Source organism: Akkermansiaceae bacterium (assembly GCA_024233115.1).
Taxonomy (GTDB): Bacteria; Verrucomicrobiota; Verrucomicrobiia; order Verrucomicrobiales; family Akkermansiaceae; genus Oceaniferula.
In genome coordinates this window covers 518,587-531,384 of the sequence record JACKQB010000004.1, presented here as the reverse complement: position 1 = coordinate 531,384, position 12,798 = coordinate 518,587, and the positions used below count along the sequence as shown (strand labels likewise).

General features: G+C 56.6%; 10 protein-coding genes and 1 pseudogene. 5 read left to right on the top strand and 6 right to left on the bottom strand.

Annotated features, from left to right (window positions below):
* Positions 1–3: 3 nt before the first annotated feature.
* Entirely contained in the window at positions 4–633 is a 630-nt protein-coding gene (locus H7A51_13230; protein ID MCP5537176.1) for a DUF3365 domain-containing protein, read from the bottom strand.
* Positions 634–792: 159 nt separating this feature from the next.
* On the opposite strand from H7A51_13230, the gene H7A51_13225 reads away from it, so the two are divergent.
* The 3 genes and pseudogenes from H7A51_13225 (at position 793) to H7A51_13215 (ending at position 3,514) form a co-directional block, all read left to right on the top strand.
* The gene (locus H7A51_13225) at positions 793–1,671 is read left to right on the top strand and encodes an SMP-30/gluconolactonase/LRE family protein (protein MCP5537175.1); all 879 of its coding nucleotides are present in this window, start codon (positions 793–795) and stop codon (positions 1,669–1,671) included.
* A gap of 57 nt (positions 1,672–1,728) precedes the next feature.
* On the top strand, positions 1,729–3,270 hold the full coding sequence (locus H7A51_13220) for a sulfatase (GenBank protein ID MCP5537174.1): 1,542 nt from the start codon (positions 1,729–1,731) through the stop codon (positions 3,268–3,270).
* Between the two features lie 79 nt (positions 3,271–3,349).
* Positions 3,350–3,514, top strand: a pseudogene (locus tag H7A51_13215) (SAM-dependent methyltransferase).
* Positions 3,515–3,637: 123 nt separating this feature from the next.
* Here H7A51_13215 and H7A51_13210 read toward each other — a convergent pair.
* The 5 genes from H7A51_13210 to H7A51_13190 form a co-directional block, all read right to left on the bottom strand.
* On the bottom strand, positions 3,638–3,928 hold the full coding sequence (locus H7A51_13210) for a PEP-CTERM sorting domain-containing protein (protein MCP5537173.1): 291 nt from the start codon (positions 3,926–3,928) through the stop codon (positions 3,638–3,640).
* Positions 3,929–4,536: 608 nt separating this feature from the next.
* Complete coding sequence (gene blaOXA / locus H7A51_13205; protein MCP5537172.1) at positions 4,537–5,373, bottom strand: class D beta-lactamase; 837 nt, start codon at positions 5,371–5,373, stop codon at positions 4,537–4,539.
* Between the two features lie 51 nt (positions 5,374–5,424).
* The gene (locus H7A51_13200; protein MCP5537171.1) at positions 5,425–7,485 is read right to left on the bottom strand and encodes a M3 family metallopeptidase; all 2,061 of its coding nucleotides are present in this window, start codon (positions 7,483–7,485) and stop codon (positions 5,425–5,427) included.
* Between the two features lie 101 nt (positions 7,486–7,586).
* Positions 7,587–8,072, bottom strand: coding sequence for an asparaginase (locus H7A51_13195; GenBank protein MCP5537170.1), 486 nt, complete (start codon positions 8,070–8,072; stop codon positions 7,587–7,589).
* Between the two features lie 5 nt (positions 8,073–8,077).
* Positions 8,078–8,941: a uracil-DNA glycosylase gene (locus H7A51_13190; GenBank protein MCP5537169.1), complete on the bottom strand. Its 864-nt coding sequence runs from the start codon at positions 8,939–8,941 to the stop codon at positions 8,078–8,080.
* 123 nt (positions 8,942–9,064) lie between these two features.
* On the opposite strand from H7A51_13190, the gene H7A51_13185 reads away from it, so the two are divergent.
* Both H7A51_13185 and H7A51_13180 read left to right on the top strand, forming a co-directional pair.
* Complete coding sequence (locus H7A51_13185) at positions 9,065–10,918, top strand: hypothetical protein (protein MCP5537168.1); 1,854 nt, start codon at positions 9,065–9,067, stop codon at positions 10,916–10,918.
* 138 nt (positions 10,919–11,056) lie between these two features.
* Complete coding sequence (locus H7A51_13180) at positions 11,057–12,796, top strand: hypothetical protein (GenBank protein ID MCP5537167.1); 1,740 nt, start codon at positions 11,057–11,059, stop codon at positions 12,794–12,796.
* The last annotated feature ends 2 nt before the right edge of the window (positions 12,797–12,798 follow it).

The window sequence follows — 12,798 nt, the reverse complement described above, 5'->3', positions numbered from 1 at the left end:
GCGTCACTCCGCCGCGGCCTCGAACTCGACCCGGAACGCGCCACGCAGCTGACCCGTGGCATATCCCGTTGCCATGTCCCCGGGATAAAGCTCGGCCAGCCTGTCTGCAAGCTCCCTGGAGAAGGTCGCGGGATCGCCGTGGCATTTCATACATACATCCTGGGTCATGATGGCACGATAAAACACCGCTGACTTGTCGTCTTTGTAACGTATCACGTCGGCCGGCACCCCGGCACCACTGGCCACCTGTTTTTCCCAGGTGTGAAGCACCTCCTGGTCGAGCTCGTCCGCAGCGTTGTCGGGGTTCCGGGCTTTCAGGGAAACCCGGCTGATACTCAACCCTTCGAATTTACCGGACACCTCCCCCGTCGATGGCTGGGCGAGTTGTTGGCAGACCGTAAGCGCGTGCACCGGTCCCCGGGCTTGGAGTGCCGCCTTCAGTTTGGGGCCCAGTGAGCCCAGCAGGGCAGCTGATGCTTCGCCGCCCCGTGTAAGCAGTTCCTGTTCCCGACCGGATTCCGTTGTCGCTCCGGTGGCTGTATCACCGTGCGTTTGTTCCTGTTTTTTCTCCTGACATGCCGTGAACCCGGACAGCAGGGAGATGGCTAGAATATGATGGAGACACTTTTTCATCAGCGTATTTGTTAGGATTGGGTCTGGAGGTTTTCCAGTGACTCCAAGCAACACCCGTCACCACCAAAAAGCAAGCATGATCCCACCTTCTGGCTTGATTGATCCGGTTTCCAATCACATGGTGTCACCCTGATGAAAAAACACCTCACATCGTTCTGCATGCTTCCTTTTCTGGTCCTGATCGCACAGGGGCAAGAATCACGGCCAGCTGGCATCCTCGCGCCAGACGCCGTTGTCAAACAACTTGCCACCGGGATGAAGTTCACAGAGGGACCGGTCTGGCTGCCGGAAACCGAAAGAGTGGTTTTCAGTGATATACCTAACAGCATGTTAATGCAGTGGTCGGGAAAAGACGGCCTCAAGCCATTCCGCAAGGTCGCGCAGACCAATGGCAACCTGCTGGACCTCCAGGGCCGACTGCTCAGCTGCCAGCACTCGGGGCGCAACGTCATCCGGGCCGAAAATGACGGCGGCATCACGGTCCTGGCTGACAAGTTCGAGGGGAAAAAATTCAACTCGCCCAATGACCTGGCGATCAAGTCCGACGGTACGATCTGGTTTACCGATCCTTCATACGGGTTAAATGGTAAACCCGGAGAGATCCCCGGCAGGTGGGTGTTCCGGCTGGACCCCCGAACGAAAAACGTCACCGTCGTTTACAAGGGCTTCGACATGCCTAACGGAATCGCTTTCTCCCCCGATGAAAAACGTCTCTACATCGCAGACACCGGCAGGGTTGGGGTCATCAGGGTGTTTGATGTGTTGGAAAACGGGCTTGCTGAAAAACCCGCCTTTGAAATCCCGATCCGATGCGATGGCATGTGTATCGACACCAAGGGGAATATTTACACCACCTCCAAGGGCGGCGTGCATGTCTTTGACAAGGAAGGCAAAAAACTCGGCCTCATCCCCACCCTGGAACAACCCGCCAACGTATGTTTTGGCGGCAAGGAATTTGATACGCTGTTTATCACCGCGAGAACTTCCCTGTATGCGGTAAAAACCCTCGCCAAGGGCGCACTGCCACCTAAAAAGTAGGCGCCCGCCCCGCACTGCCCCGTCCCAGTATACCGCCGACTTCCATTGATGCCATTCATGAAAACCATCACTCTGTTCCTCCTCTCCTCCGTCCTTGCCTTTGCCGAAACCCAAAAACCCAACTTCGTGTTCATCCTCGCCGATGACCTCGGGATCATGGATCTATCCGGTGAAGGCTCGACGTTTCATGAAACACCTAACATCGACAGCATTGCGCGTGACGGGATGCGTTTCACACAGGGCTATTCCACCTGCCAGGTTTGCTCTCCGTCGCGGGCAAGTATCATGACGGGCAAATACCCGGCCCGGCACGGTGTCACCGATTGGATAGGCGCTGCGTCAGGAACAAAGTGGAACCGCAATGACAAGGTGTTACCAGCTGCATACAGCCATGAACTCGACCCAAACGATACCACCCTGGCCGAGGCCCTCGCGGCGGGAGGATACCGGACCTTCTTTGCCGGCAAGTGGCACATCGGTAAGCTCGGACCTGAACAACACGGTTTTCAAGTCAACCAGGGAGGCCATGACCGCGGCTCGCCGCCAGGGGGGTATTTCTCCCCGTATAAAAACCCCAAGCTAACAGACGGACCCGCCGGTGAGTCCCTGCCGATCCGGCTCGCTAATGAAACCGCGGCATTTATCAAAACAAACAAGGACAAACCCTTCCTTGCCTATCTTTCGTTCTACTCCGTACACGGCCCGATCCAGACCACACCCGCACTTTGGAAAAAATACCGTGACAAGGCACAGCAAAACCCACACAAGGGGGACCGTTTTCTCATCGACCGCACCATGCCTGTTAGACAGGTGCAGGACTGCCCGATCTACGCCGGTATGATGGAGTCGATGGACAACGCGGTGGGCATCGTTCTCAAACAGCTCGACGACCTAGGCCTCGCCGCTAGCACCGTGGTGATTTTCACCTCCGACAACGGTGGCGTTTCCTCCGGTGATGCCTTTGCCACCTCCTGCCTGCCATTGCGCGGCGGCAAGGGGCGCCAGTGGGAAGGAGGCATCCGCCAGCCGTACTACATCAAGGCCCCGGGTATGACCAGGGGCCAATCCACCTGCTCCACTCCGGTGACAGGCACCGATTTCTACCCCACCATGCTCGAACTGGCCGGCCTCCCCCTCCTTCCTAAACAGCACGTCGACGGCGTCAGCCTGGTTCCTCTTCTCAAGGGAAAAAGCATCAAAAACCGCGCGCTCTTCTGGCACTACCCCCACTACGGAAACCAGGGCGGCGAGCCATCGGCGATCATTAAAAAGGGCGATTGGAAACTGATCCATTACTACGAGGACGGTCGGGATGAACTCTACCACCTGTCCAAAGACATCGGTGAACAGAACGACCTCGCCGCCCAACAACCCGAGATCGCCCAGACCATGCGCAAGGAACTCAACGACTGGCTCAAGGAAACCGGCGCCCGCATCCCGAAGCCGGACAAACGTTTCAACGCCGGAAAACGAAAGGCGCAAGACAAAGCCGTCGCCACCAAAAAGAAGCCGGCCCTTGAGAAACAACACGCCCGTTTCCTCGACCCCGATTTCAAGCCTAACAAAGACTGGTGGGGCTCGAAAGTGACGGAGGATTAGCCGCCCGCGTCCTCCCCGTTCCCCTCGCCCCTATCGCGTAAGCCGAAGGCTTTACAGAAGGTCTGTCCCGTAGTAGTGCGCCTTCGGCCCCGGCAAAGTCGTCTACGTCTCCTGCAACCCCGCCACCCAGATGCGCGACCTCAAGGAGTTTCTAACCGCCGGATACCAACTCAAGGAAGTCCAGCCCTTCGACCTCTTCCCCCAGACACGCCACCTTGAGTGTGTGATCGTGTTAGAAAAATAAGTGCGTGGCGAAGCAATGCCGCAACACGTGGGATGTCACCCTCTTTTTAGCCGAAGGTTAACCCGTATCGCCGGGGCCGGTGGTGTGGGGGAGTTAGAACCTCCCACCCACCCGATTCGGCATTTAGCGGCGCGAACGTCCGAAGCCGAAGCCCAAACAGCCAATGCCAAGAAGGAGAATGGATGTGGGTTCAGGTATGGCAATACCAGTAAATTGTACTTCGGATAACTGCATGGAATTTGCATTGGATTCGTCACTGACCGTCGGGAAGTATAAAAGATAAGCAGTGTAAGATTCAGTGGCATCTACATGGATGCTTTGCTCCGTGAGTCTTGCTGAAAATGAGGGGACGGAGCCACTCGAAATAAGGTCATAGTCACTAACAGTCAGACTGCCATTAAGCATAGTCCCCATTAACACATAGGAGGCGGGGTCTCTTGATGGGGCATCGTTTGCGGAGGTTAGAAGAATTGATGAGATTTGTGTCAAACCAATTGTTGGTGTAATCAGTAACCCTGTATTGAACTTCGCAAAATTTAGATACTTGGTTGAAGTTAGGCCGTCAATGGCGAGTTCTGGTCCTTCAACACTAGACCAACTATTGTCACCTTGAGACGCGCTTGGGGTGCCGACTTCTATTATGTTTGAGGAGACCGTGATTCCTGTCACGCCATCAAAGGGAGTTAATAAAACAGCAGCAGGTGATCCTCCGGCGAGCGATCCGAATAGTGTTGTCGCGGCTGCCAGGGAACGCGCTTTGGTCATTGTGTATATCATGATGTAACATCTTATTCGCAATCTCTTTGCTGTGGTTACAAATTATTATGATTTTTTGGCTAAATGACCATGTAGTTTCCTGTAGCGAAGAGTCTATACTCTTCGTCGGTGAACGGGTCATCGAAGCGCTCACCGACGAAGGATGCAAATCCTTCGCTACACGAGCTGCGCTCCACACTGGCGCTAGCCGCTCCAACCGGTATACGATACCTGCTATGAACGTCCGCATGTCGATCGTTCCCATCTCATTCACGGGAGGGGCCGTCGGGTTGTTCCGTGTTTGGTTTGAGGGCAGCCAATGAGGAAAGGACAGCCCGGGCAATGGTTTCTCGCTTTGGCAGGTCAGCAAGGCGATGGGGGGTATCAATGTTCAAAGCGAAAAACACCGGTCCGTCTGGATGCTCCACCCAGCCGACCCACCATCCAATGGTGCCGCTCCAGCCGCTCTTACCGCGCAGTATCCAATCGCGCCCCGCCTCTATCAGCATGACATCCTTTACCAGTCGTTGGTTGGCAACGCTGAACGGGAGTTTGTTCCTGTAGAGTTTTTTGAGGAATGCTATCTGTTCTACGGCAGAGATCCGGAGGTTTCCCTCGACCCAAAACGGGTTTTTTCCTGTTGGGTCCTGGTTTCCGTATTGGGCCTTTTCCAAATAATCCCGCTCCTTCTGCTCACCCATTTCATGTGCGAATTTCTGATACACCCAGACAACGGAATGCCGCATGGATGAGCGGAGGTTCTGATCATGATTCCATGCAGGGGATGCCCTTACCTTACCGTCCCACTTGATTGTCTGGAATTCGTCCCGAATGGCCCCCGCCTCCAGGGCAAAAAGAGCGTGTGGTATCTTGAATGTCGATGCAGGTGAATATCGTTTTTTGGCGCGATGCGCGTTGAATACCATGTCCGACGCCGAGCCAGACCGTTCATCGGATACGACTATCGTGCCTTCGGCCTTATACCGGTTGAAGAACCCCGACCAGTCTGGCCGCACAGCGACCGCAGCGACAGACAACGGATGTGACAGCGTGAGGACGATGACACAGATGACCAGACCGGGATGGCGAACTCGTTGCTGCATGTCTGTTAGGGTGCCGTTGAATGCGTTGACCTTCTATCGGGTCATGGGTGATTATGCCAGACCAGAGCGCTCGAGCAGGGCGGTCTGGTCCGGGTCGCGGCCCATGAAGTCGCGGTAGAGTTCCTCGGCGGGAGCTGAGTTGCCCTTGCTGAGGATGCACTCCCGGAATGCCTGGCCGGTTTCCTGGTTGAGGATGCCCTCCTTCTGGAAACGGGTGAAGGCATCGGCGTCCAACACCTCTGCCCATTTGTAGGAATAATACCCGACCGCGTAGCCGGTGGGTGAGCTGAACAGGTGGCTGAATTTACGGGCGATTGTGGGGCTCGGTGTGGCCAGTGGCATTTTGTAATCGGCCAGGATTTCGCGGTCCACCTCGTCCAGGTCACGGCCTTGGTATTTGGGGAGGTCGATGTGGAGCGACAGGTCAAGTTTGCCATTGGCGAGCTGGTTCATGTAGGCCGCGGCGCTGCGGTAGTTTCTAGCTGCAATCATTTTCTGATAGAGCGTTTCAGGAATGGCTTCGCCGGTTGCGTAATGGCGTGCAAAGAGGTCGAGGCTTTCGCGGTCCCAGCAGAAGTTCTCCATGATCTGGGAAGGGAGCTCGACGAAGTCCCAGGCGACGTTGGTGCCGGAGAGGGACTTGATGGTGACGTTTCCTAACAAGTGGTGCAGCAGGTGGCCAAACTCGTGGAAGATCGTCTCAACCTCACGATGATCCATGAGGGCTGGTTTGTCGCCGATGGGTTTGGTCATATTGCCCACCATCAGGCCAAGGTGGGGCTCACGTGGTTGGTCGCCTACGGGTGGAAGCCCGGTTTCAAAGGAATTCATCCAGGCACCGCCGCGTTTGCTCTCACGCGGATGCCAGTCGGCATAGAACGACCCTAACAACTCTTCGGTAGCGTTGTCATAAAGATCATAGAACCGGCACTCGGGATGCCAGGTCTCGATGTCCCCGCCGGTCTGGCGTTCTTCGATACGGATGTTGTAGAGTTTGCTGACAATACCGAACATCCCGTCCATCACGCTGGGTAGAGGGAAGTAGGGGCGGAGTTCCTCTTCATCAAAATCGTACTCGGCCTTGCGGCGTTTCTCCGCCCAGTAGCCGACTTCCCACGGTTGCAGCAGGGCGGGCTCTTCACCGGTTTGGGCGGCCTTCCACGCCTGCAGCCCGTCGTTGTCCTCCTTGAATTGATCGACAATCCTGCGGTGTAGGTCGTCGGTGAATTGAACAGCGGTCGCACCATTGCCAGCCATCCGCCGCTCAAGCGTCAGGTCGGCGAAGTTTTGATAGCCCAACAACTCAGCCTTTTCCTGTCGGAGAGCCAGAATTTCCCAAATAATCCCGCTGTTGTCGTAATCCCCATCGCGACCGACGGTGCAGCTGGCTTCCCAGATTTCCTTACGCAGGGAATCATCGTCGGCGTATTGCATCACGGGCCCCATGGATGGGTATTGCAGGGTGAAACGCCACTTCCCTGCGTGACCCTTGGCGGCGGCATCGGCGGCGGCGCCAGCCTTGGCCGAATCGGGGAGTCCGGCCAGGCGGGACTCATCGTCGATGACCAGTTCCCAGGCGTTGGTTGAGTCTAACACATTCTCACTGAACTTCTGGGTGATCTCGGAAAGGCGGGCCTGCACCTCGGCGACGCGGGCCTTTTTATCGGCGGGAAGATCGGCACCCGACCGGATGAAGCTGGCACATGTTTCCTCGACAAAGCGTGTCTGGGTAGCGTCCAGTGACTTGGCGGCCGCGGACTCTGAGAAGGCTTTCAGTTTGGCCCAAATGGCATCATCGAGCGGGATGGCTGAGTAGAAGGCGGTGACCCTGGGCAGCACGGCATTGAGGGCGACGCGTTGCGCCTCGTTATTGCAGACCGAATCGAGGTGGTTCAGCCGTCCCCATGCGCGGTCGAGCGGCTCGGATGCGACCTCGAGGGCGGCAAAGGTATTTTCGTAAGTGAGCTCATCGACATGGAGCTTACGGAGTATATCGAGCTTCTCTTCGGCCAGTCGAAGGCCTTCGTCGATATCGGCCTCAACGTGGTCGGGGGTCAGTGTGGACCAGCGGATGTGGTAATCTTCAGCGAGAAATGGATGGCTTGTTGGCATGACCGGACGTTATGAAGTGAGCGGTTCGGTGCAAGCATGGATTCACCGACTTTTCAGATCACGCCGTCCGTGACCAGACTCCAGCTGTGGTGGCCCGCCATCTAATCGGTTGATTCGAAACAGCGGGCATCGCGGTTTTTCCTCACCTTCCCAGCGGGGAAAATCCGGCCGTTCATGGCGATATAGACGCCGGGCGGCATGGCCTGGACGGCACCGGTGGCACAGCCGATGTTGAATACGGCGTCGGTTTCGCGGAATCTTGACGGAGCCATGGCACCGGTAAGCACAATGGTTTTTCCTTCGATGCCTGCCAGTGCCTCGGCGGTGACCGTCATGGTATCGGTGCCGTGGGTGATGAGGATGTTGTTTTGTGTTGCCCGTTCACAGGCCTCGCGCACGCGCGCGCGGTCGGCATCATCCATTTCCAGGCTGTCCTTTCTCATCAGGGACACCATCTCATACTCCAGGCTCACACCGGCACTTTGATAGATATGGGGGACCGTGGGCTCCCCGACTTCGTATTCCGAGGTGGCATCGAAGTAGACCTTGTCGATCGTCCCGCCCACCGTGATAACGAGTAGCTGCATCTTGTTTAATTTGTTAGAAAATAACCACGTTGTTTCTCACTGATTGGCATCCGCAGTAGATCCATCACAGCCAGCATGTCTTCCCAGAGCTTGCGTTTCTCTGAGGTCGCCTCATTATGCAGGATGTAGGAGGGATGGTAAGTGACCCGGAGCGGAATCCCGGCGTAATCGTGAAAACATCCGCGCATGCTGCCAACCGGTTGATCACAATTCAACAACGCCTGCGCTGCGGTGCCGCCAAGCGCGATGATCACCTTGGGTGCCACCACCTTGACCTCCTCATGAATAAATGGCAAACAGGCATCCATTTCCTCCTTGGTCGGCTTGCGGTTATTTGTTGTCTGGTTGGGCATCGCCGGACGGAATTTGACAATGTTGGAAATATAGACACTCCTGCGGTCGATACCCATGGCCTTGAGGATACCGTCGAGTTTTTGACCGGCTTTGCCGACAAAGGGTTCGCCCAAGCGCTCTTCATCGTAACCGGGTGCCTCGCCGACAAGCATGACATCCGCCGACGGGTTGCCGACGGAGAACACCATCGTTTTGCGCAGGTCTTTTTGGGCCAGCACGGGTGCCCACCTGGTGACCTGTCGCTTGAGCGAGTCAATTTTTTCAGCCGGTGTGTTTCCTGTGACCACCAGCGCCGGGACTTGCGCTCGGGTCGACGTCGGCTCGTCAGTGGGTCGCGCGACGGCAGGCTTGGAGCCCTTGGGTGCGCGGGCTTGTTTTGCAGGGGTGCCAGCGCGCGCCCGGATGTAGAACGCACGCAGGATTTTACGTGACTCATCATCAATACTGACATGCGTCTGCCCCTGTGACTCCAGTTGACGAAGGTATTGGATCAGTGGCTCGGCTGCAGTGGACATGCCCTATGAAAACCACAGCTCCGTCCTGACTTCACGCACAAAATGATGAGGCGGCATCGAAGATTGCATTCCGGCTCATTGGGTCTTGAAAAAGATTGGCGTTCACCTACGTTGACACAAGTTATGACGGCTCAATTTTACCTTCGGCTCATCTGTGTATCCCTCGCCATGGTCTTGTTGCCCGGCTCGGGTCATGCCGCCGCATATATCAAGCCCGATGATTCGAAGGAGATCTTCAAACTCGAAAAAATACCACTCCAGGTCGACAGCATGAGGGAGTTGTCGAAACATCTTGTGGTGATAGCCCGTCGCGAGCATGACGCCTCACCCGCTGAGCAGCGGGCCACAGCACAACTCCTGGCGCTTGCGATCAGGCTCGACCCCGCCAGCCAGGACGCCCGTGAGACCAATGATGCCCTCGCTGGCAAAAAACACCTGCAGCCATCCGGTGAGTCGAGTATGAACACGGCCAAGGCACGGCTGCGCTTTTTCAGTCGCTGGCTAGCCAACCCCGAAGCCGGACAGGATGCCAACCAGCTCTCCGCCTACATCACCGATGCCACCAAAACCCTGAAGGCGGAGACGGCAGGCAATACCGACTTGGCGAACTGGTCGGGTATTGTCCCGGACGTGGATCGCTATGTGTCCTCCGGGAAACTCCCCAGGCCACCCAAGGATGACCGCACAGCCAACCCCGATCGCTCGTCCCCGGATGTGGGAAACGGTGGGCATGACCCGGACGACAAGCCCAAGCCACCGAAGGCCGGGTCCGATTTCCACCTCAAGGAGCAGACCGTCTCAGCGCCCTTTGCCCTACAGACGAAAATAAAGTACCGCGACCCCAAGGAGCCTGGCAAGGATTTGTACCGCACCAACTACTTCAGCAGGATAGCCACTGTCCGGTTACAGCTTTCCCCGTGCAAGCCGGATGACAAGGACCGCCTTTCGATCAAGGAGATTGCCAACAAAAGCCACGATGACAACTCGATGCATCAAAACCTGGGCAAACTGCTCTATACCCTGTTCGTCAGCCGTCACTCCAGCCTCCCCCACTATCGAAGCAAGGTCACCATTTCCAATGGCAGCTACCGAACGAGCAACGGACTCAGCCTCGCCACCCCGCTGGCCCTGATGTTTGAAGCATCCATCAGGAATACGCCGCTCAGGGAGGACATCCACGTCTGTGCCCTCATCGACGAAAAAGGAAGACTCAGCCAACCTGAGAACTTCTGGGAAATGCTCACCGCCCTGCGCGAATCCAAAGCCGGTGGCAGGCTGATCGTCTCACCCGAAAGCGCCAAACTGATGATTCAGGTGCTCGTCTACGATGAACCCGGTTTCTTTACACGCTGGGAAGTCTTTTCCGCCACCAACCTCGATGACGCACTCAAAGTCGCCGCCAAACACAGTGAGTCCGATCTGGAAAAAGCAGAAAAAATATTTGATTCCATCCAGAACCATGCCAGGAAAACCGACGTGACCAAGCTCGCCGTCAACCGCGTGGTGAGGCAGCGTCTCGCCGAGATCGCCGAACTCGCCCCTAACCACATCTCCGCCAAAATCCTGTCGCTGCAAGGAAGCGGTAAACGGCCCATGCGCTTGTCGGAAGAGGCACTCGCCCACGAGCTGATTCCCATCGTCCAACAGATGTACAGAGTGCTCACCGACAGCATCAGCGTCGATAAGATAAGCTCCTCCACATGCAAAGCCGCCCATGAGGCCGCCCGTGCGAAGCTTGATAAAATCGAGCGCCTGGTGGATCGCTCCCACGACAGCCTCTACAAAGACGCCTTGGACATGGCAAACGACTTCCGCCGACTTCAAACCATTGCCCGCAGGGCGGTCGATGTTAAAAGCAATGATTATAAAAAAGCCCGCGCGCTCTATTACGACATGGTTAGATCGTGCGAGGCGCTGCACAGTCGCGCCATGGTGGCGGCAGGGTTTCCTACACCGCTCAAAGCAGAGAAAAAATAACCGTCCGAGCATCCAGTCCACCTCCGCTTGAGGTGCTCCTGACCCCAACCATCACCAGATTCCGCTATCAAAAAAGAACCCTTCGCCGCGGATTTTCGCTTTGCATAAAGTATCATCAATAGGAATAATCCACCCACCATGACCCGCACCAAGACCCGCCGCCCTCACGTTCTCGTACAATGCTGCCTGTTTATGGCCGCCATTGGTCTGATCATTTCGTCCTTCCCTGTTGCCGCTGCCTATCGCCCGCCCGACATGGAAAAAAAGATCTTCAACCCCAAGGAGATCCAGCTCAATAAATTCGATCGCGCCGGTCTTGTTGGCGCCCTCGTCAGCGTGGCCCGCGATTTCAACGAAGAAGACCACAAGGTCGAGTATGACACCCGCTCGTATGCCCTCGCCATTGCCGGCCGTCTCGACCAGGACAGCATCAAGGTCAAGGACTGCCTCGAACAGCTGAAATCCAGCGGCGACACCATTGAAGAGGATGGTGCTGAGAAAAAACGCACCGCAAGCCGACTCTACTCCGGCATCCGCTCCCTGGTCCGCAAAAAAGACAACAAGGACAACCAGACCTGCGCCGCCTACTGCGTCGACATCGCGCTTCAATTCGACCCCGACGGTGAAAAAGCCGATAAACTGAAGGAAATCCAGGGCGAGCTGAGCAAGGCCGGGTTTAAAGCCAACTGGAAGGGGCTGCTGAAGGCCGCCGTCCACCACAACAACAACCCCTGGTCCGGTGGCCCGCAGGAATTCACGGAGGTGGAACGTGAAATGCCCGGCGGCACCGCCAAGAAATTCGCCCGTAAACAAACCAAGATCATCGGCCTCTCGGTGAGTAAACTCGCCAGCGGCAAACATGCCGGCTCCGCGCTTCCCATCCGCCTCACCGCGCTTGAGGAAGAGGGACAGGAAGGGATTCTGTTTAAATTCGACCAGAAAGTAGGGCCCATGATGGCCGGCTCCATTGAGGAGGTCATCAAGTTCTTCCGGGTGCGTTATGATAAAGACAAACGCCCCTCGGGTGTCGTGGTCGATATCACCCTGGGCGATAAAGGGCTCGTTGACGGCCCGTCCGCCGGCACCGCCTTTGCCCTCGCCGTTGACTCCCTGTTCACGGGGGATGAGATTGATCCGGCCTACGCTGTCACCGGCACCATCACCTCCGACGGGGATTCCGGTGTCATCGGCGGTGTTGCCGGCAAGATCCGCGGAGCCATCAACAAGGACTGCAAAATCGTCGGTATCCCGCACGGCAACGCCAAGGGGGTGTACGACTCCTACCTGCTCGACGGTCCCGCCCCCCTGCTCAAGATCAACGTCTTCACCCAGAAGAATTTCGATGACGCCTACAAGCTCTCCCGCGTTGAGAAATCCAGTGAGATCGTCACCGCCATGGAAACCTATCAGATCGTGGCAGACCTGGTGCAGGAAAGCGGCCTGTCCGTTCTCAAGGACGCCAAGGTGCAGGAACAACTGAAAAAAGTCCTCGAAAACGCACCCAACCACCTCTCCGCCAAGGTGCTGCTTGAGGTTGCCCAGGGGAAGGTTACCAATACCCTCTCACTGCGGGGAACCCTGGATGAAATTGACCAGGAGATGTCAGCCTTCGGATACGGTGGCCTCGGCGAGGAAACCAAAGCAACGGCGAAGGAGTCCGTTGCCCATCTCGATAAAATCAAGGACAAGATCGACAAACGCATGGAGGCCTATCACACCGCCGCAACCACCCTGTGCAAAGCCCTCCAGGCCGGACAAAAGGAAGGCGAGGAGAAAGAAGCCTACGCCAAGCGTATCCGCAGCCTGTTTGGCAAGGCAAGCGCTGCCCGTGGCAAGATTCTCGGCGATCCCAAGATTGTCGAGGAAATGAACAGCTAGTC

What these genes read in the sequence shown, in the direction of transcription:
- H7A51_13195 (MCP5537170.1), bottom strand. Translation starts at nt 8,072, where the DNA reads ATGCAGCTACTCGTTATCACGGTGGGCGGGACGATCGACAAGGTCTAC.
- H7A51_13180 (MCP5537167.1), top strand. Translation starts at nt 11,057, where the DNA reads ATGACCCGCACCAAGACCCGCCGCCCTCACGTTCTCGTACAATGCTGC.
- H7A51_13200 (MCP5537171.1), bottom strand. Translation starts at nt 7,485, where the DNA reads ATGCCAACAAGCCATCCATTTCTCGCTGAAGATTACCACATCCGCTGG.
- H7A51_13210 (MCP5537173.1), bottom strand. Translation starts at nt 3,928, where the DNA reads ATGGGGACTATGCTTAATGGCAGTCTGACTGTTAGTGACTATGACCTT.
- blaOXA (MCP5537172.1), bottom strand. Translation starts at nt 5,373, where the DNA reads ATGCAGCAACGAGTTCGCCATCCCGGTCTGGTCATCTGTGTCATCGTC.
- H7A51_13220 (MCP5537174.1), top strand. Translation starts at nt 1,729, where the DNA reads ATGAAAACCATCACTCTGTTCCTCCTCTCCTCCGTCCTTGCCTTTGCC.
- H7A51_13225 (MCP5537175.1), top strand. Translation starts at nt 793, where the DNA reads ATGCTTCCTTTTCTGGTCCTGATCGCACAGGGGCAAGAATCACGGCCA.
- H7A51_13190 (MCP5537169.1), bottom strand. Translation starts at nt 8,941, where the DNA reads ATGTCCACTGCAGCCGAGCCACTGATCCAATACCTTCGTCAACTGGAG.
- H7A51_13185 (MCP5537168.1), top strand. Translation starts at nt 9,065, where the DNA reads ATGACGGCTCAATTTTACCTTCGGCTCATCTGTGTATCCCTCGCCATG.
- H7A51_13230 (MCP5537176.1), bottom strand. Translation starts at nt 633, where the DNA reads ATGAAAAAGTGTCTCCATCATATTCTAGCCATCTCCCTGCTGTCCGGG.